The following is a 20595-nucleotide window of genomic DNA, read 5'->3' as shown; positions in this document are numbered from 1 at the left end:
TTTCTAAGTTAATTTATTTAAAATATTTGACTTTTTTTAAAAAATTGGAGCCTTTGGGCTCCTTTTTGAATAGGATAAAGGGAGGTGAAAGCGATGATAGTGTTTGATCATTTGCCAGTAATCCCAATACGAGTTACAAGCAAATATGGAACGAGACAAACAGGAATTCGAGGAGCAACAACAAATCATAAGGGAATTGATCTTGGAAGAAATCGAAGTACTTTGGATACTCCGATTTTTTCTGTCAGTTCAGGCAAGGTTAGTAATAACTATTGGAATGCCTATCGAGGATGGGTCTTGATTATTAATCATGGCAATTACAAGACACTGTACCAGCATTTAAAACAACAGAGTCCATTAAAAAAAGGGCAAAAGGTTGTTGCTGGTCAGCGGATTGGCTTGATGGGAAATTCGAGTGATAAAACCAAATTATCCGTAAGCACACATCTGCACTTTGAATTAATCATAAATGGTTTACAGGTTGACCCGCAGCCATATTTAGAAAATATCAAAGGAGTTGATGATGTGACAAGAGAAGAAGTGATTGCAATCGTCAAAGAAATATTAAAAGGAAATGGGGATTTACCTTCTTCATGGGCAAAGGAACGTTGGGAACAATCCATTGCCGATGGAATTGTAACCGGGGTAGGTCCAAGAAAGTATGCAACGAAAGAAGAAGTTGCATTTATGATTCAGTTATCGAAAACAGAAAAGTGGTAGATAACAAAAAGAGAAAGGACGATAAATTATGAAAATCAACTGGATATTGCGGTTAAAAAACAAAGCAACTTTAACGGCTCTTCTAGCTTGTGTGGCAACATTTGTATATCAAATTTTAGGTATCCTCGGAATCACCGCATCCATCTCACAGGATGAAGTAATGCAAGTAATTGGGCTTTTAGTGAATATTTTAGTTGCGATCGGAATCGTGATTGATCCAACCAGTCCCGGAGCTTATGATAGCGATCGTGTTATGGAATATAAAGAACCAAAATAAAATCGACGATTTAGATTCAGAAATGTTTATTTTGTAGAAAAAAGGGCATCCCAAAAGGATGCTCTTTTTTAAATGTATCAGTATTTATTTCTTTTATAACATTATACAAAAAGTATCCGTAATTTTCTCATATCTTACAATTCTTTATTGAGTTTACTATGATATATTAAAAGAAAGAATTGTTGGACAAATCATTGAGGAGGGATATTTATGAGCAATGTAAGAATATTAAATGCAGAGGAAACAAAAAAATTGCTTTCTATGTCAGACGTTATTCATACCGTAGAACAAGTATATAGTGAAAAAGCAAAGGGCGATACGGTTGTATTTCCGTTGGTGTTTCATGAATTTGATCCGGGACATGCAGATATGGATATAAAATCCGGATGGGTAAAGGGTGCCGACGTATTTGGACTTAAGCTTGTGGCTTGGTTTGAGGGAAATAAACAAAAGAACTTACCGATGCTTAGTGGAACCATATTAGTTTGTGACGGAAGTACCGGTCAGCCTGTTGGTATTTTAGATGGCGCATACATTACTGGAATTCGTACAGGTGCGGCAGGTGCATTAGGTGCCAAATATTTAGCAAGACCGGAGTCGGAAAATCTTTTAATCGTAGGGGCAGGACATGTTGCAACGTTTCAAATTGCAGCTACCCTCATGTTAATGCCAAAGATTAAGAAGGTACGAATTTATGATCCTATCGTATCTGAAGGGGCAAAACAAATGGCCGATAGCATTCGTGAAACGCTGGTACATGATTTTAAAATGACCATAGCAGAGGATATTGTATTTGAGGCAGTAGAAGACGTTCAGGAAGCAACAAAAAAGAGCGATGTGGTCATCACGGTAACCCCGGCTAAAAGTCCGATTATTCTTAAGGAATGGGTAAAGCCGGGAACGCATTTTAGCTGCATTGGTGCAGATATGGAAGGGAAACAGGAAATAGATGGAACTATTTTGTCAGCTGCGCGTATTTTTGTAGATGATGTTGCACAAAATTGCAATGTTGGTGAAATCGAATTGCCGTTGAAAGACGGACTTATTTCAAAAAAGGATATTATTGGTGAACTGGGTCATATAATTAATGGTGTTGCAGTCGGAAGAGAAAATGATGAACAAATAACTGTATATGATGCAACCGGTACCGCGCTTTTGGATTTGTTAACGGGAAAATTAGCGCTTGATATGGCAGAGAAACAGAATGTTGGAGTTTGTGTTACTTTATAACAATCAGAGAGGAGAAAAAAATGAAAATCAAAGATTTTGGTGTGGAAATTTGGATGAACCTTTATGAAAATAACTGTGAGTATAATTTAGCCGAAACGTGTGTGGAATCTTTAACTGTAGATGAAATTTTAACTTTGAGTGGAGAAAAGGAAAGCTTTTATGACAAATTACTGAATATGAAATTGACCTATGGTGCAATTGAAGGTTCTATTCCGCTTAGAGAAGCCATTACAACGCTTTATCGAAAGGTTAAGGTAGAAAACTTAACCATCACACATGGGGCAATCGGAGCCAATGCACTTTCCATTATGACTTTGGTTGATCGTGGAGATCGAGTTATTTCAGTATTGCCGACCTATCAGCAGCATTATTCCATTCCGGAATCCATTGGTGCGGACATTCAAATTCTAAGATTAAAAGAAGAAAATAATTTTCTTCCTGATTTAGATGAATTAAAAGAATTGGCGATTCCAGGGACAAAGTTAATTTGCATTAATAACCCAAATAATCCAACCGGTGCGGTAATGGATGAAGAGTATCTTTTAAAAATTGTTGACATTGCAAAAGGATGCGGAGCTTATTTGCTTTGTGATGAAGCATATAGAGGTTTGACGCATGACAGTGAAAACAGCTTTACTGCTTCGGTTGCTGATCTTTATGAAAAGGGAATTAGTACGGCAAGTATGTCAAAGACATTTTCAGCAGCAGGTCTTCGCCTTGGATGGGTAGCTGGTCCGGAAGATTTTATTGAAAAAATTAACCGTCAGAGAGATTATCATGTAATTAGTGTGGGCATGATCGATGATGCATTAGCTACAATTATTCTTAAAAATAAAGATAAGATTGTTAAGAGAAATATAGAAATTGTTTTAAATAACGCAAAATTACTGGATGAATGGGTAGCGAAGGAACCATTGATTTCTTATGTAAAACCAAAGGGTGGGACCACAGCATTTTTAAAATATGACATTGATATGTCATCCGTTGATTTCTGCGTAAAATTATTAGAACAAACCGGTGTTATGCTTCTTCCGGGTTCTGCACTTGATATGGAAGGCTATTTAAGGATTGGATATTGCAACAACCCGGAAATTATTCGCAAAGGATTGGAAAAGATTTCTGAATTTTTGAAGCAATATTCGTAGACAGTCAGTTAAAATTTATTGGAGGCAGAAATGGCATTTAATTATCAGGAAGTAAAGGATGCGTACGAACGAATTAAAGGAATCGTTCGTACCACACCTTTAGAAGAATCGTACTACCTTAATCAAGATGGAAGAAAATATTTCTTTAAATTAGAATCCTATCAAAGAGCAAAAAGTTTTAAAATTCGTGGAGCCGTCAACAAGATGGCAACCTTGACAGATCAGGAAAAGCAGCTTGGCGTAGCAACCATATCTTCTGGAAATCATGGGAGTTCAGTCAGCTATGCTGCAACTTTATTGGGAATTAAAAATGTGAAAGTGATTGTTCCTAAATGTACTCCGCAGAGTAAAATTGATAAGATTCGTTACTTTGGAGGAGAGGTCATTCTGATGGGTGAGAATTATGATGAAGCACATATTTTGGGAATGAAATACATTCAAGAGCAAAGTATGATTTTTATCGATGCTTATTATAATGATCCGAAGGTATATGGAGGTCAGGGAACAGTAGCCATTGAAATATTAGAGCAGAACCCGGAAATTGACACCATTGTTGTTCCAATTGGAGGCGGCGGACTCCTTACCGGAGTTGCCGTTGCGGCAAAAGCAATTAAACCGGATATTCGTATTATTGGTGTTCAAACGGAAGCTTGTCCAGCAATGGTAAAGGCTTTTGAAGATAATGTGTTCTATGAGGAATATCCAACGGAAGAAAGCATTTGTGACTGTCTTGTAGGAGGGATTGGGAAATTAAGCTTTGAAATGGCAAAAGATTATGTAGATGATTTTATTGTTGTTTCCGAGGAAACGATAGGAAGAGCTACAAGTTTTCTGGCAAAAGAAGAAAAATACATTGCAGAAGCAGGAAGCTGTACAACGATAGCGGCTATAATGGATTTTAGAGAAAGAGTTGGGGGTAAAAATATAGCTTTAGTCATTTCAGGCGGTAACATTGATGGAGAACTATTAACTAACCTTTTAAATAAATATTAAATTGAATAAAATTTTCTATCCTAAATGAAAGCATGGACGCATATATTTATTAATAGTGAATTTAGATTTATTTCTATTAGAAATGATGAGGTAAGACTATGAATGTAAAAAAAACCAAAGTCTATTTTAATTTAGGATATTTTCGCATCTTTCATACCATGCCGGGTGTGCCTAGTGTAGACATATATGTGGATGATAAGTTAGTTGCAGAAGATTTAGCTTATAGTACCTATACTGCGTATTTACCAATGCTTCGAGAAAATTATAAAGTTTCTATCTACGAAGCAGGGACAAATAATCTTCTTTTAACTCGAATTATAGCGATTGCGGAAGGTGAAAAAATAACCTTGGCGCTTGCGGAGAGTGAAGTTGGTGGCATCAATTTTTTAATCATACCCGATGCACAGGTGATTATTGATCCAACCAAATCTATGATTCGTTTTATACACTTATCTCCAAATGCACCTGCAGTTGATATTACTTTTCCTGAGGGCACAGTCATTTTTAGAAATGTAGAATACAGGCAGATAACACCATATCTTTCGGTTGATCCAGGAACTTATAATTTGCAGGTAAGGTTGGCGGGAACATCAGATGTGGTACTAGAAGTGCCAGAGATTAAGCTGGATCCAGATAATTATTATACGATTTATGCAATAGGATTAGTTGACGGAGAGCCTCCGCTGGAAGCAATGTTTTTGCTGGATAGTTTTAAATGATGGAAAGAAAATTTGGAAATTGAAAATATTGCAATTAAAAAACGGCGATGTTAAATAAAATTGATATTGCCGTTTTTTGGTGAATTTATTATTCTTCTTTGTAGCGGATATTCATAGTTACCTTATCACTTTTATTCTTAAAAATAAATTTAAAGATAAAATAAGATATTTGATAAGAAATATATTTAATGAAATCCTCTTCATAGTTTTCACATTTAATAAAAATACTCATAATATGCATAAGAGTATATATCTATTAAATTTTTTAAATGGAGGGAACTATGCAAAATCCTTATCTCAATCAAGACCTCAGTCAGTTACCATATATGCCGATTGGGGTATTGCCTGTTTCGGACGAGAATATGTATTGCAACCTATGTTATCCGGAAGTCTATTATAAAGTGCAGCCGTTTGTTATGTCTGTCTGTGACCAAATGAATCCTATGGGAAGATTAATGCCCGGCCAGGATCTGTTTGATCAAATAAGTGATGATATTTATATGAATGTATGTACAATGTATCCGGATTTGGAACAATATGCAGCCTGTTATGACATGAAGTCATCAGTAGAGAGCACACAAAGAGGCAGAGACGGTTATCGTAATTATCGCTTTCGTAGAAGAGGACTATTTCGAGATTTTATAGATCTTCTTTTACTTAATGAATTACTGCGAAGAGGTTATGGCATCTTTTAATAAGAAAAAATTTAGACATTGACAAATCGTATACTAAGATAGAATCATTTCCTTAATATAATTGTATAGACTGATATATTTGTTAATTATAAATTGATTTATTTAATAACCAGGTAGGGTACAAACTAACTGGTTATTTTATTTTTACCAGAGTTTTTGAATATTTTTCCTAAAAAATGTAAATATTATAATAAAATATATACCATAGAAATAAAGAAGAATGGGAGAAGTAAGAAGAAAGGGTAAACAATATGTTAGTTCTATTATCAATGTTCTTTTTGCACATTGTGAATGATTTTTATTTCCAAGGATGGTTGGCCAACGGAAAGCAAAAGCAATGGTGGGAAATTAACGCACCTCAATCAATGTATCGTTATGATTATCTTTGTGCGTTATTCATGCATTCCTTTAGCTGGTCATTTATGGTGATGATTCCGATTATATTTGCATATACGTTTCGCTTAGATACGATGTTTCTCATTTGTTTTATTAGCAATATTATAATACATTTTATTGTCGATCATCTAAAAGCTAATGTGAAAAAGCTTAACTTAATTCAAGACCAGTGCATTCATATTGTACAAATAATCCTCACATATGTAGTACTTATATTAATTTAATTAAATGTTAATCAAAGACTCAACATGAAAAAAGGCATACGATAAAATTATCGACTGCCTTTTTTTTAATATTAGAACAAAATACTTCGAAACATCATAGAATAATCTAGTTAAACACAGGAGGCAATATAATGTATAATCAAAATAACAATTTTATAAATCGCTATATCACACTAAGACAATTTCGTTTATTTAATGTATTACGGCGTCTTTGGATGGAACATGTTATGTGGACTCGTTCTTTTATAATCAGTACGGCGTCAGATTTAGATGACTTAGAAGCTGTAACCAAACGTCTTTTACGTAATCCTGATGACTTTGCAAAACTATTAAGACCATTGTATGGTGATAAAAAAAGTATGGAATTTAAAGACCTCTTCACAGATCATCTACTCATTGCAGCTAATTTAGTCAATGCGGCTAAAGCTGGAGACACGAAAACTGTTGATGAACAACGTAAGAAATGGTATGAAAATGCAGATGACATTGCAAATTTATTAGGGAATATGAACCCCTATTGGAATAAGCGTATTTGGAAAGAATTACTGGATCAGCATTTAAAAATGACCGAAAATGAAGCAGTACAGATACTTACAGGTCAATACGAAGCAAGTATTGATCAATATGATGAGATAGAGAAACAAGCGCTTCAAATGGCAGATGAAATGGCTTATGGAATCATTAATCAGTTTCAGATTTAGTTATTTAAAAGGAAGTATTAAATATAAACGGAATTAATTAAATAAATGGAACAATAAATAAAACCGCCTTTTTAAGGCGGTTCCAGACTGTAGACAAAATACCTTGCTAAATTTATATTCTTATAATTTCTGCAAGGTATTTTCTATTTTTTCTATAAAGCTTTTAAAAAAAGAAAAAATAAAAGGATATCTCTATGCCATTTGATTCCTTCTTTCAGATTTATGAATCCATGTTGCTAGTTTTTTTAGATTCATGGACGCAAAAAGAAGATTCAGTTCCATTTCTATCTTCTGAATCCCTCGATATTGTGTATAACGCATATTATGTTTTTCTTTTGCATCGGCAAAGACTCGCTCAATGGTTTGACTCCGTAGTTTGTAAAGATCTCGATACTTTGGAGTATGACGAATGTCCTCACATTGCTCTATGTAGTTTTCCCATATATGACGTGTGACTACTTTTACATGGTCTTTACTTGCTGTGCATTCTGATAAGGAAGGGCAACTCTTGCAAATTTCTCCTTTACTCTTATATTCCCGATACCCTTCTCTATTTGTTGTAGTATAGTTTAACACTTGGTTTTCTGGGCATACAAAGCAATCATAGTATTCATCATAAGCATATTCGTGTTTTTTAAAATAACCATTTTTTGTCATAGGTCGTTTGTATGGTAGGATAGGAATTCGTTTATCTTTGAGTATTTCTCTAGCAATTGCAGGTGTTTTATATCCGGAATCCATTACAATATTTTTTACACCTTTATATCTTTTTACTTTTTCATAAATCTTTGGGAATGCAACTGAGTCATGTACATTTCCTGGATTTGTATGAAAAGCAAGTATGTAATTGTTTCGATCGCAAGCTACATTTGCAGCATAAGCAAATACTACCTTATGCTTTCCTTTATGAAATACGCCGCAATCCGGATCTACGGTACTTTTCTTGATTACTTTTGTCTTTTCTTTGGCTTCCGTTTTTTTTTACAAGCTTGTTTTCCTCGTTCAATGCGATCTTCGTTAATTTCTTTCATTAGTTCTTTTTCATAGTATTTAACGGATTCCAAAACGGTTTCTTTTTCACTGTTATGGTTATTTGCACTTGCTTTAATATGTGTACCGTCAATGAAAATGCTTTCTGAATTAATGAATTCATATTCCATGATTTCAGCAATGACTCTTTGAAAGATTTGTTCGAATAAGTCAGTATTTTGAAACCGACGAGAGTAGTTTTTACCAAAGGTAGAAAAGTGAGGAATTTCTTCCTCTAAACTATAACCAAGATACCATCGATAAGCTACATTCGTTTGAATTTCTTTAATGGTCTGTCTCATGGATCGAATACCAAAGGTATATTGAATGAGGGTAATTTTAATTAAGACAACAGGATCGATGCTTTCTTTTCCCACATCAGAATACAAATCTTTTACAAGGTCATAAATGAAAGAGAGATTAATCGCAGTATCTATCTTACGAATAATATGATCTTGTGGAACAAGAGAATTCAAGGTTACCATTTGAAATTGATCACGACCTAATAAATCTTTCTTACCCATCATAAAGCAAATACCTCCATGTATTTATACATATATTTTACCATAAATACAATAAAATGTATTACATTATGTAAAAAAAACTGTAGGCAAAGATAGAGATATCCTTGTCTACAGTCTGAAACCGCCTTTTTAAGGCGGTTCTTGAGTTAAACTTATATTATATATTAGAAATATATGGAAATATAGAATGTTAATTTAAACTATAATATGAGATAATATTATAAAATATTACAAAATTCAGTCAAAAGACGGTATATAAGGGAGGAAAAAAGTGAAACGATTTATAGTAATTTTAATGACTTTATGTATGGTACTGGGAATGTCCAGTATTGGTGTATTTGGGGCAGAAGAGGGTTGGATGATGGAAACCCCAATGTCAGAAAAAAAATATGATATTACCGCTGCAGCTATCAACGAGAAAATTTATGTGTTTGGAGGAGATACTACAATTAATGGAGTTGGTGGCATAGAAAATAAAGTTGAAATTTATGATATAGCGACTAAAAAATGGACACAAGGAAAACCTATGCCTACTGCTAGATCTTATGCAGCAGCAGTTACGATAGGATCTAAAATCTTTGTAATGGGTGGTAGAAATGATGAAGGGCTTTTAGACACAGTCGAAATTTATGATACGGTAAATAATACTTGGGAATCTGGTATCCCTTTACCTACACCAAGAAGTCATTTTGGTTCAGTTTCTGTTGGGGACAAGATATATGTACTCGGTGGATCTGATAATGTAAAAATGTTAAACACATTGGACATCTATGATACCCAAAGTAAAACTTGGTCTACCGGTGAGCCTATGCCGACAAAAAGATATGGATTAACAGCATCCGTAGTGGGAAATTATATTTATGCAATAGGCGGAGCAACTACAAATATACAAGCAGGAATTGTAGATAAAATGGAGATATATGATATAAAAAATAATACTTGGACTGTTGGAAAACCTATGTCTACAGCAAGGAGGAATGCTGTAGCAGCTGTAATAGGAAATAAAATTTTTGCGATAGGTGGGTTCGGTGAGTCTGGTTATATAAAAACTGTAGAGATTTATGATACTATGGAAGATGCTTGGACAAATGGCCCTTCTATAGAGGCTACAAGGAGTAACGCTGGAGCTGCTACGATAAAAAATAAAATCTATGTTATAGGTGGTTATTATCCGACAGATACAATGATTTCCCTCCAAGTAGGAGCTCAAACTACCACGCTAAAACTATCTGTATTACTCAACATAGGCGAAAACGTTCAACTCAGCACATCCTATAATTTAGCCGATAATGCTAATTATACATGGAGCTCTACTAATGAAGCGGTTGCTACAGTTGATGCTAATGGTAAAGTTACAGCGGTAGCGGTCGGAGAAACAGATATTTACGCTCAAAATGCAGATGGCACATTCAAAGAATATATACCAGTAAAGGTAGTAGAAGGAATTGCGGATGAATTACGTTTAGCTGTACATTTAAAAGCAGGAGAAAAAGCTAAGCTATATTTAACGGATAACCCCGGTGAGGTTATATGGAGTTCAATGGATGAAAGTGTAGTCACAGTTTCTAGTGATGGCCAAGTTACTGGGATTAAAAAGGGTTTAGCTATTATTCAAGGTGAATTGGCAGGGCAGACTTATCAAATCTACGTTCGTGTGAATGGGTAAAATCATACTTTATTGCGGCAGTCTTAATGGCTGCCGTTGTTTTGTTTTTATCTAATTTTCGTGTTGCATTTTTATAAAAATCATGCAACACAAGCAACTTTTTTGCTAAAAAATGTAACATAATCATTATTAGTTAAATCCATGAATCCGTTGAAAAATAAGAAGAACCGCTACTTTATCGGTTCTCTGTTTGGAACGGGTACCTCCGCGACTTATAGTCGCTACGCTGTCCGTTTTTCCAACAAATCTCCTGCTGAGATTTGGGAAAAAAGGCGACCGGAATCGAACTCATAAAAAAAGTCTGGAATTGATGATTCAGAAGTAATATGATCCACGAAAGAGTTTGATAAATCTATAAATTTCTGCTGTTTTTAACGAACCAACCTTGAATATTGGGAATATTTGGAGCATAATAAAAACAAAAGAAAATAGTAGTAAATTTGATTTAAAAAAATGATATGTAAGTTTCTAATTAAAATACTATATGAGTCTTCAAGAAAGATTTATTAATTGCTTTTTATAAGAGCGCCATAATACTATGTGAGGATATAATTGTATGAGTGATCTATATATAAATATTATAACAAGTATAATTGCAACAGGTTGTTCAATTTTGGTAGCCTTGATTGTGATGAGTAAATCAAATAATTATAATAGAAAACTTCAATTAAGAGATGAAAAAATAAATATTTGTAATGATATTGAAGTGCTAGTTGCAGAGCTTTCTCCGTTATTACATAATTTATTTTTGAAATCTAAGTATTTTAGAAGAGAAGGTATAGCATTAAATCTTATTACAATGGAACAAACTGGTATATCTGATTGCAAGGATAAAATAGATATTATTATTTATAAAATTCAAATGAAAACTAAGTCAATTAGAGAGTTTGATTGGCTTACTAATCGAATGATTGATCTTAAAGAAAGTGCTTGCAGCGGGGTCGATGATAGTGAAAATGATTATACAAAAAAAACAAAACAATTAAGAGAGAAATTATCATCGCAGATTAATGAATATATTGAAACTTTATAAAACATATTGGTAACCGCAGATGTAAAACTGCGGTTTTTTTATCTTAGAACCTGTTGAAATAATCGGATTTTGATAAAGTTGGAGCGGGTACCTCCGTGACTGATAGTCACTACGCTGTCCGTTTTTCTAACAAATCTCCTGCTGAGATTTGGGAAAAAAGGCGACCGGAATCTTCGATTCCCTCTTATCCTACTAATCCAAAATAAAAAAGCACCCCAAGGGTGCTCTTTTGTTTTGGAGCGGGTGAAGGGAATCGAACCCTCGTATTCAGCTTGGGAAGCTGATGTTCTGCCATTGAACTACACCCGCATAACACTTTTTGAGTATACCAAATTTACTCGGAATATTCAAGACTATTCAGGAAGAAACTGTATTGTATTTGTATTTTTTTTCTATATCACATATAATAAATGCAAATAATAGAACGTGTAATAAAAAAGAAGATAAATGAAAAAGGTGGAAGACAATGCAAAAGATATTAATGATTGAGGATGAACCAAACATTCGAGAATTGGTAAGCTACCATTTGGAACAGAATGGTTATAAATATTTGATGGCAGAGGATGGAATCGAAGGCATCAATATGGCAAGAAAAGAAATACCGGATCTGATTTTACTGGATATTATGCTGCCAGGGAAAAACGGATATGATATCTGTAAAGAGCTGCGTGCAGAGGGAAACAAAACACCGATTATTATGCTGACTGCGAAAAGTGATGAGGTGGACAAGGTATTGGGTTTGGAATTTGGTGCGGATGATTATTTAGCTAAGCCTTTTAGCACAAGAGAACTTATGGCACGAATCAAAGCGGTTCTTAGACGTGCACCTCAAAAAGGAAATGAGATGATAAATCAAGCGGCAGTGACATCTGATATCATAAGAATACATGATCTTACCATTGATAAGTTTCGTCATGAGGTCAAGTTAGATGGAGAAATCATTACGCTGACATTGAAGGAATTTGATTTACTGTTAACTTTAGCTGAAAATCGTGGAAGAGTTTTTACAAGAGATCAGTTTTTAGATAAAATATGGGGCTTTGAATATGTTGGAGAAACCAGAACTGTAGATGTTCACATTCGATATCTTCGAAAAAAATTATGTGAGGATGATAAGGAAGGAAAGTACATTCAAACCGTACGTGGAATTGGCTATAAGATGCCGTAAAGGTTTAAGCGGCTTAGGAGGCTCGGATGAAACGAAAAATATTAACGTTATCCATATCCCTTATTTTAATTAGTGTCATGATTACCAGTTATCTCTCCTTTCATTTAAACATGGATAGTTTGGTGGATCAAAAACAAGGAGAACTGTTAAGTTATTGTAAGCTGATTAATAAGGCAATTGAAGAGGATTTGCAGCATGGTTTAATCATTGATTATGGTTATTATGCAGAAACATTTTCTGAGCAAATTGGGGAGCGCGTTACCTTTGTGAAAGCAGACGGAGCGATATTAGCGGACTCGTTGATGGGTGAAGACTATGTAAATATGGACAATCATAAAAACCGTGAAGAAATCCAAAAGGCTTTAGAGAAGGGATTTGGAGCTAGTAATCGTTCCAGCAGTACCTTAGGCAAGGAATTTTTATATGTAGCGGTAAATCTTGTTGATAACGGTGAACTGGTGCTGATTACTAGAGTTGCTATGGAAATTGATCGACTGGATATGATGGGAGATTTTCTGAAGGATGCGGCGTTGAAATCTGCAGCGGTAGGGATAGCCATTGCGATTATTCTCAGCATTATCTTTGCTTTTTGGCTGACAAGACCAATTAAAACTTTAGTAGAACATGCCCGAAAAATTTCTGGTGGAGATTATACAAGCCGTGTTGCATTCCAAACAGAAGATGAGCTTCAGGAACTTGGCGAGACGCTGAATGAAATGGCAGAAAAATTACATTTGGCAGTCGAGGAGATGGAAAAAGCAGAGAACATTCGACGAGAATTTGTAGCCAATGTTACACATGAATTAAAAACTCCATTAACTTCGATTACCGGTTTTGTTGAGACGCTTCAGGATGGTGCAGATGAAAATCCGCAGATTCGAAAGAAATTTCTAGATATCATCGCTGTGGAAACCGCACGATTGAAGCGTTTGATTAATGATATTTTAGCGATATCCGACATTGAAAGCGGTAGAGAAGTAAATACAGATACCGATATTAACGTAAAAGAAGTAATTGAAGAAATTATAAATTTCCTAGAACCTGTTATCGTGAAAAAAAGTATTACCGTCAAAACACATTATCCATATGAAATTTACATTGGTGGAAATAGAGATCGTTTCAAGCAGATGATGCTAAACCTTATAGAAAATGCAGTTAAATACTCCAATGAAAATGGGATGATAAAAATAGACGTACAAAAAACGGAGGAGATGATAAATATTATGGTAGAAGATAATGGAATTGGTATTGCCAAAGAGCATTTACCAAGACTTTTTGAACGTTTCTACCGTGTCGATAAATCTCGTTCGCAAAAAGTTGGTGGTACGGGACTCGGGCTCGCTATTGTAAAGCACATTGTTGCACTTTTTGACGGCGACATTAAGGTCGAAAGTGAAGAAGGAAAAGGAACAAAATTTACTGTAAGATTGCCAATATAATAAGCGAAATAAATATAATAAGCGAAATACAAATTAAATTTATACGTCTTAGGGGGATTATCATTTTAAACGATAGTCCCCCTACTTTATTGTCTTTAAATCTTATTTTTTATTTGGCTTTCGTTTGATTGCCAATAATTTTTTCATATCGTCAAACAAAGAAGTATCAACAAGTTCAAACATCAGCCATTTTCCATCATGATAGGTTTTAGTATTATCATATATTTGGCAAACAGCAGTGGAATAATTTTGTCTATCTGCTTCAAATTTTGCTCTTTCAGCTTTTCCCAAAATCACCATAAATCCAAAACAGTTTTCTTTTGCGTATAAGGCGCATAAAGTCTTTCCGCCACGACGATATTTATACTCGTAGTCCCATGATTTCCCACCACGATTCCACAATTTTTCCATATCATAGAGATCATCAATCATACCGCAAAGTTCATTCCAGACTTTAAATTTTTCGCTGCCAATCAACAGAGATAATGTTTCCTTTGATGGTATTTGTTCTAACAAATAGATACACCCCCACTTTGTAAATTTAACAAATATTATTTTTTCATGCCCCAATAATAATCTATATAGTCAATGTATCACAACATATTTAAGAAAACAATAAATACTCTATTGATTCCTATTCTGCAGAAATAAACTTGTTTTTTTATGATTATAATTTATTTTTTATTCATTTATTTTTTAATTTAACATTCTCTTAACATTAAGATTATTTGTCTTTAACAAAACATCGATAATATTAAGCTAAAGCAAGGGAATACTAAAATAAAAATTTATCCTTTGTTGGTTTATTAAGTAAATCAAAAAAGAAGATAAAAGAAAAGAGGAATGAAAAAATGTTAAAAGCAAAAAAAACTTTAGTAATTGGACTTATCGCTGCAATGACAATGACAGTTGCTTTAACCGGATGCGGTAATGACACGGTGTCAGAAAACAATGAAAATGGATTGAGCGGTACCGTTGTAATTGCTGGTTCTACTTCTGTACAGCCATTGTCCGAAGAGTTAGCAGATGCATTTATGGATAAATATCCGGATGTCACTGTAGAAGTACAAGGAGGCGGTTCCGGACAGGGTATTAAATCCATTGAGCAAGCGATTGCAGATTTCGGAGCACTTTCCCGACCTGTTAAAGAAGAAGAAAAAGCTTCTGTAAGAACGGAAACGATTATTGCAAAGGATGGTGTTGCAGTTGTTGTAAATCCGGATTGTAGTGTTAAAGATCTTACTTTGGAACAAATTCAGAAAATCTATACCGGTGAAATTAAAAACTGGAAGGAATTAGGCGGTGATGATGCTGAGATTGTTGTTGTAACTAGAGAAGAGGGTTCCGGAACGAGAGGTGCTTTTACAGAAATCACAAAGGTTCTTACAAAGGATGAGAACGGAAATGAAATCGATCAAACCATTTCTCAAGCGATTGTACAACCATCTACAGGAGCAGTAAAGCAAACCGTTGCTACAACACCGAATTCGATTGGGTATGTATCATTAGGAGCACTTGATGAGACCGTAACCGCTGTAGCGGTTGAAGGCGTTGCACCTTCCTCCGAAACAGTAGTGGATGGAACCTATAAAATTTCAAGACCATTTATCTATGTAACCGGAACGGATATTTCAAAAGCAGCACAAGTATACGTAGACTTTGTAATGAGTGAAGAAGGTCAATCTATTGTAGCAGAGGAATTTATACCGGTGAAATAATATGAAATCATATGAAAAAGTAATTGAAAAAATAATATTAATTTGTGCAATCCTATCGACTTTGTCGGTAGGATTGATTACCGTTTTTATTTTTCATTCCGGACTTCCCGTATTAAAGGATTACGGGGTTCTTTCTTTTATTTTCGGAATGGATTGGAAACCGACGAATGGGCAGTATGGGATTTTTCCTTTAATTTTGGGCACTTTGTCCGTTACATTTGGAGCTTTAATCATCGGCATTCCGACAGGAATTGCCTGTGCCGTTTTTTTGGTGGAAATTTTACCTTCTAATATTGCAAAAATATTTAAAAGCGCGGTAGAGCTTTTAGCTGGAATTCCGTCTGTTGTTTATGGTTTCTTTGGACTGGCGGTGCTTGTACCAGCCATTCGTACTTATTTTCTACCGATTTATCAAATTTTTAGACCGGAAGCAACCACAACCGGATTCAGCATATTAGCAGGAGCCATTATTTTAGCCATTATGATATTACCGACAGTTGTAAGTATTTCGGAAAATTCATTGGCAGCTGTTCCTCATGAATATAGAGAAGCATCCTTAGCACTTGGGGCAAACAAACGAGAAACTATAGTAAAAGTATTGATACCCGCAGCAAAATCCGGTATTTTATCTTCCGTCATTTTGGGAATGGGAAGAGCAATCGGAGAAACAATGGCAGTATTATTGATTACTGGAAATATGCCGGTTGCACCGAAAAGTATGCTGGACTCTGTCGCAACATTGACTGGAACGATTGCAATGGAAATGTCCTATGCAACACCAACTCACCAATCAGCATTGTTTGCTGTAGGCATTGTGTTGTTTGTTATCATCATGCTGCTTAACATTCTAGCACAGCTTATGATGAAAAGAATGGGAGGTGGACAATAATGACTGAGAAATTGAAACAACGAAATCAATACAAATCCATTAAAAATGGAGTGTTTTACGGAATTATAGGATTTTTAGCAGCGATTACACTTATAAGTTTAATTGTTATTGTGGGATATATTTTAATAAATGGACTTTCTCATATCAACTGGGAGTTTCTATCACAGGAACCAAGAAGGATGGGAAAAGAGGGCGGTATTTTTTCTGTCATTATCGGTACCATTTATATTACAATTGTTGCGATGGTAATTGCTACTCCGGTTGGCGTTGCAGCGGCTATTTATTTCAATGAATATGCCAAAGGAGGAAAAGTCGTTTCCACCATCCGATTCTTTACAGAGATTTTAGCTGGGATTCCATCTATTATTTTTGGATTGTTTGGCTTTGCATTCTTTGTTGTATTTCTGGGAATGGGATGGTCGGTACTTTCCGGAGGACTCACCTTATCCATGATGGTACTGCCGACACTCGTCCGAGCAACTGAGGAATCTCTAAAGACGGTCCCTATGACTTACAGAGAAGGCAGTCTGTCTTTAGGAGCAAGCAAATGGCAGACTATTATAAAGGTCATACTTCCTTGTTGTAAGTCAGGAATTTTAACAGGACTCATTTTAGGAATCGGAAGAGCCGTTGGAGAAACTGCTGCAGTTATGCTTACCGTAGGAGGCTCGCTGAAACTTCCAAACACTATTTTCGATTCCACAAGAAGTATGGCAGTGCATTTGTATATGCTGGCATCGGAAGGTTTGTCGAGGGAAAAAACTTATGCAACAGCTGCATTATTGATACTTATGGTGCTTTTGATTAATACAGCGGCAAATTTCATCAGCCGCAGGCTTGGAAACTAAAAGGAGAAGACATATGCAGATAAAGGAAACGATAGAAAGCCTGGAAAAGAAATTTGAAGTAAGAGATTTAAATCTTTTTTATGGCAGCTTTCAGGCATTAAAAAACATAGATATGGATATTTATGAAAATAAAATTACAGCATTAATTGGACCGTCGGGCTGTGGTAAATCAACGTTTCTTCGTACATTAAACCGAATGAATGATTTAATTAACGGTGTGAAGATAGAAGGACATATTACATTTGACGGTAAGAATATTTACGGAAAAGATTATGATCTGATTGCCTTAAGAAAAAAAGTAGGCATGGTGTTTCAAAAACCAAACCCATTTCCAAAATCCATTTACGAAAATATTGTATATGGACCCAAAATTCATGGGGAAAAAAATCGTGACGTTTTGGATGGAATTGTTGAACGTACCTTACGTGAGGTTGCACTTTGGGAGGAAGTAAAGGATCGTTTACATCGTCCAGCAACTGGTCTTTCGGGAGGACAACAGCAGCGTCTTTGCATTGCTAGATGTTTGGCAGTCGAACCAGAGGTAATATTGATGGATGAACCAACCTCAGCGCTTGATCCTGTCGCTACATCAAAGATTGAAGAATTGTTAAATACACTTTCAGATAAATACACCATTGTCATCGTAACGCACAATATGCAGCAGGCAGGGCGTGTGTCAGATTTCACCTCTTTCTTTTTAAGCGGAAAGGTAATTGAGAGTGATAAGACGGAAAAAATCTTTTCCAATCCGGCAAACAAAAAGACTGAAGATTATATTACGGGACGGTTTGGTTGATCATTTCAAAAGGGATTTCAAAAGGGAAACGAAATTAAGTAAAAATAAAAATTATTAAATAAATATATTAAATCGTATAGAAAATGGAGGTTAATACATGGTAGCGAGATTACAGATGGATCAGGAAATGGCCATGATTAAAGCGGACTTGCTAAGTATGACCGCACTTGTTGAAGAGACAATAAGAGGTGCGATTAAATCTTTGAAAGAAAAAGACGGAAATTTGGCAAGAAGCATCATCGATAACGATGAAAAAATCGATGATTTGGAAGATCAGATTGCAGACAAAACCTTAAAGTTTTTAGCAACACAGCAGCCCCTTGCCGGCGATTTGCGTATGTGCGTTTCCATCATGAAAATGATTCGAGATTTGGAGCGAATCGGAGATCACTGTGAAGACATTGCAAAATACACATTGCGACTTGAAAACGAAGAATATATGAAAGAATTGATTGATATTCCTCGTATGGCGGAAATGGCAACTAAAATGGTAAAGAATGCAATTGATGCTTTTGTAAACAAAGATTTGAGGCTTGCAAGAAAGGTTTGGATTTTTGATGACGAGGTTGATGAGCTATTTCGCAACATTTATGAAGAATTGATTGGATTGATTGGAGAAGATGCCGCAAAGAACCGCCAAAGTGTAACCTTTTTGTTTATTGCAGCGCATTTGGAACGAATTGCGGATTATGCAACAAACATTTGTGAAGAGACCGTATTTGCTATGGAAGGCTCTACAGATTTTGGAGAAAAAAAAGAAGAAAAAAATAGTTAAAATATACTTGAATATTTATTCTTTAGGTAGTATAATCATGCATATGCATTAAAAAGAAGTGATTTCAATGTAAACGAGCCGAAAATTACATTGCAGTAAATAGATTTGAGACATGAAATCCAAAGAAAGGAGCATTTGCTATGATAAAAGTAACAAACTTAAAGAAAACCTTTGGTCAAGTAGAGGCATTAAAGGGTATTAATGAAAGCATGAACGAAAATGAAGTGGTTTGCATCATGGGACCTTCAGGCTGTGGAAAGAGTACTTTCTTGCGTTGCCTGGATTTGCTTGACGTTCCTACAGAAGGCGAAGTCATTATTGAGAATATGACGTGCAATGATACAAACGAAGATCAACTTCGAAAAAATATGGGTTTTGTATTTGGAAACTTTAATTTATTTCCACATATGAACGTAATGGATAATGTTGCCATTGGAATGCTCCGAGAAAAAACAGCGGATTGTTCGAAGGCAAAAGAGCAAGCCATTGCTGCCTTGCAAAAGGTTGGAATGGAAGAGAAAGCATTCCTTCATCCTAACCAAATTAATGGTGTGGAAAAACAAAAGATTGCGATTGCCAGAGCATTAATCAATAATCCGAAGGTATTATTGTTTGATGAACCAACACAAGGTTTATCCTCTGAAATGGCAGAAGAAGTTGTAGATTTAATCAAGCAGCTTGCAAATGAAGGAAAAACTGTTATCGTTGCTACAAACGAAAAAAACCTAGCAAAAAAGGTTGCTGATTCTGTTTTGGTTATGGATCAAGGAACCATTGTTGAAAAGGGAACCCCTGGGCAAGTCCATTATTTGAATTAGAGCTTGTCGCCGCGGTTTTTCGTCACTCCCGGACAATGGTAAAGCGGTCATAAGCGATAAAGATAATATAGGATAGATAAAATAAGTCACCATGAAAAAATCAGTCTGTAAAAACAGGCTGATTCAGACTGTAGACAAGGATATCTCTATCTTTGCCTACAGTTTTTTTTACATAATGTAATACATTTTATTGTATTTATGGTAAAATATATGTATAAATACATGGAGGTATTTGCTTTATGATGGGTAAGAAAGATTTATTAGGTCGTGATCAATTTCAAATGGTAACCTTGAATTCTCTTGTTCCACAAGATCATATTATTCGTAAGATAGATACTGCGATTAATCTCTCTTTCATTTATGACCTTGTAAAAGATTTGTATTCTGATGTGGGAAAAGAAAGCATCGATCCTGTTGTCTTAATTAAAATTACCCTCATTCAATATACCTTTGGTATTCGATCCATGAGACAGACCATTAAAGAAATTCAAACGAATGTAGCTTATCGATGGTATCTTGGTTATAGTTTAGAGGAAGAAATTCCTCACTTTTCTACCTTTGGTAAAAACTACTCTCGTCGGTTTCAAAATACTGACTTATTCGAACAAATCTTTCAAAGAGTCATTGCTGAAATCATGGAATATGAATTCATTAATTCAGAAAGCATTTTCATTGACGGTACACATATTAAAGCAAGTGCAAATAACCATAACAGTGAAAAAGAAACCGTTTTGGAATCCGTTAAATACTATGAAAAAGAACTAATGAAAGAAATTAACGAAGATCGCATTG

Annotated in this window: 20 protein-coding genes, 1 tRNA gene and 1 pseudogene; 19 read left to right on the top strand and 3 right to left on the bottom strand. The window is 35.1% G+C overall.

Annotated elements, in window-relative coordinates:
* The first annotated feature begins 93 nt into the window (after positions 1-93).
* The 8 genes from I2490_RS00115 (at position 94) to I2490_RS00075 (ending at position 7100) form a co-directional block, all read left to right on the top strand.
* Positions 94-720, top strand: a complete 627-nt coding sequence (locus I2490_RS00115) for a M23 family metallopeptidase (protein ID WP_206457762.1) — start codon at positions 94-96, stop codon at positions 718-720.
* Positions 721-748: 28 nt separating this feature from the next.
* A complete protein-coding gene (locus I2490_RS00110; RefSeq protein WP_209010557.1) occupies positions 749-997 on the top strand; it encodes a phage holin in 249 nt (82 codons plus the stop codon).
* A gap of 210 nt (positions 998-1207) precedes the next feature.
* Entirely contained in the window at positions 1208-2227 is a 1020-nt protein-coding gene (locus I2490_RS00105) for an ornithine cyclodeaminase family protein (protein ID WP_206457761.1), read from the top strand.
* Between the two features lie 20 nt (positions 2228-2247).
* Positions 2248-3372 carry an aminotransferase gene (locus I2490_RS00100; protein WP_206457760.1) on the top strand — a complete coding sequence of 375 codons (1125 nt, stop codon included), beginning with the start codon at positions 2248-2250 and terminating at the stop codon, positions 3370-3372.
* 30 nt (positions 3373-3402) lie between these two features.
* The gene (locus I2490_RS00095; protein WP_206457759.1) at positions 3403-4365 is read left to right on the top strand and encodes a threonine ammonia-lyase; all 963 of its coding nucleotides are present in this window, start codon (positions 3403-3405) and stop codon (positions 4363-4365) included.
* Positions 4366-4463: 98 nt separating this feature from the next.
* The gene (locus I2490_RS00090) at positions 4464-5084 is read left to right on the top strand and encodes a DUF4397 domain-containing protein (protein ID WP_206457758.1); all 621 of its coding nucleotides are present in this window, start codon (positions 4464-4466) and stop codon (positions 5082-5084) included.
* Between the two features lie 281 nt (positions 5085-5365).
* Positions 5366-5779 (top strand): hypothetical protein, encoded by a 414-nt coding sequence (locus tag I2490_RS00085; protein WP_206457757.1) that lies wholly within the window; start codon positions 5366-5368, stop codon positions 5777-5779.
* A 751-nt stretch (positions 5780-6530) separates the two neighbouring features.
* Complete coding sequence (locus tag I2490_RS00075) at positions 6531-7100, top strand: acetylglutamate kinase (RefSeq protein ID WP_245157028.1); 570 nt, start codon at positions 6531-6533, stop codon at positions 7098-7100.
* 192 nt (positions 7101-7292) lie between these two features.
* Here the strand turns inward: I2490_RS00075 and I2490_RS00070 are convergent.
* Positions 7293-8656, bottom strand: a pseudogene (locus I2490_RS00070) (IS1182 family transposase).
* A gap of 268 nt (positions 8657-8924) precedes the next feature.
* Here I2490_RS00070 and I2490_RS00065 point away from each other — a divergent pair.
* Together I2490_RS00065 and I2490_RS00060 are read left to right on the top strand one after the other, a co-directional pair.
* Positions 8925-10319, top strand: a complete 1395-nt coding sequence (locus I2490_RS00065; protein ID WP_206457755.1) for a Kelch repeat-containing protein — start codon at positions 8925-8927, stop codon at positions 10317-10319.
* A 556-nt stretch (positions 10320-10875) separates the two neighbouring features.
* Entirely contained in the window at positions 10876-11352 is a 477-nt protein-coding gene (locus I2490_RS00060) for a hypothetical protein (protein WP_206457754.1), read from the top strand.
* 235 nt (positions 11353-11587) lie between these two features.
* On the opposite strand, the gene I2490_RS00055 is transcribed toward I2490_RS00060, so the two are convergent.
* Positions 11588-11661 (bottom strand) — tRNA-Gly (locus I2490_RS00055).
* 157 nt (positions 11662-11818) lie between these two features.
* On the opposite strand from I2490_RS00055, the gene I2490_RS00050 reads away from it, so the two are divergent.
* Together I2490_RS00050 and I2490_RS00045 are read left to right on the top strand one after the other, a co-directional pair.
* Positions 11819-12520, top strand: coding sequence for a response regulator transcription factor (locus I2490_RS00050; protein WP_206457753.1), 702 nt, complete (start codon positions 11819-11821; stop codon positions 12518-12520).
* Positions 12521-12546: 26 nt separating this feature from the next.
* Positions 12547-13959 carry a sensor histidine kinase gene (locus I2490_RS00045; protein ID WP_206457752.1) on the top strand — a complete coding sequence of 471 codons (1413 nt, stop codon included), beginning with the start codon at positions 12547-12549 and terminating at the stop codon, positions 13957-13959.
* A gap of 102 nt (positions 13960-14061) precedes the next feature.
* Here the strand turns inward: I2490_RS00045 and I2490_RS00040 are convergent, their stop codons facing one another.
* Entirely contained in the window at positions 14062-14475 is a 414-nt protein-coding gene (locus I2490_RS00040; RefSeq protein ID WP_206457751.1) for a DUF3788 domain-containing protein, read from the bottom strand.
* 335 nt (positions 14476-14810) lie between these two features.
* Between I2490_RS00040 and I2490_RS00035 the strand changes: the two genes are divergently transcribed.
* From I2490_RS00035 to I2490_RS00005, 7 genes are all read left to right on the top strand, one after another.
* On the top strand, positions 14811-15677 hold the full coding sequence (locus I2490_RS00035; protein WP_206457750.1) for a phosphate ABC transporter substrate-binding protein: 867 nt from the start codon (positions 14811-14813) through the stop codon (positions 15675-15677).
* A gap of 1 nt (position 15678) precedes the next feature.
* Entirely contained in the window at positions 15679-16566 is an 888-nt protein-coding gene (gene pstC / locus I2490_RS00030; protein WP_206457749.1) for a phosphate ABC transporter permease subunit PstC, read from the top strand.
* Positions 16566-17414 (top strand): phosphate ABC transporter permease PstA, encoded by an 849-nt coding sequence (gene pstA, locus I2490_RS00025; RefSeq protein WP_206457748.1) that lies wholly within the window; start codon positions 16566-16568, stop codon positions 17412-17414. Before pstC ends, pstA begins: the two co-directional genes overlap by 1 nt.
* 13 nt (positions 17415-17427) lie before the next feature.
* The gene (gene pstB, locus I2490_RS00020; RefSeq protein ID WP_206457747.1) at positions 17428-18210 is read left to right on the top strand and encodes a phosphate ABC transporter ATP-binding protein PstB; all 783 of its coding nucleotides are present in this window, start codon (positions 17428-17430) and stop codon (positions 18208-18210) included.
* 97 nt (positions 18211-18307) lie between these two features.
* A complete protein-coding gene (gene phoU, locus I2490_RS00015) occupies positions 18308-18985 on the top strand; it encodes a phosphate signaling complex protein PhoU (protein ID WP_206457746.1) in 678 nt (225 codons plus the stop codon).
* Positions 18986-19125: 140 nt separating this feature from the next.
* Positions 19126-19803 (top strand): amino acid ABC transporter ATP-binding protein, encoded by a 678-nt coding sequence (locus I2490_RS00010; protein ID WP_206457745.1) that lies wholly within the window; start codon positions 19126-19128, stop codon positions 19801-19803.
* 239 nt (positions 19804-20042) lie between these two features.
* Positions 20043-20595: transposase (locus tag I2490_RS00005; protein WP_206457744.1), on the top strand; the 553-nt coding region annotated here is incomplete at its 3' end.

Origin of the sequence: Anaerovorax sp. IOR16, from assembly GCF_017168145.1 — a bacterium.
Lineage (GTDB): Bacteria > Bacillota > Clostridia > Peptostreptococcales > Anaerovoracaceae > IOR16.
Note: the sequence above shows the minus strand (reverse complement) of the source record. Positions and strands in the feature narration are given on the sequence as shown.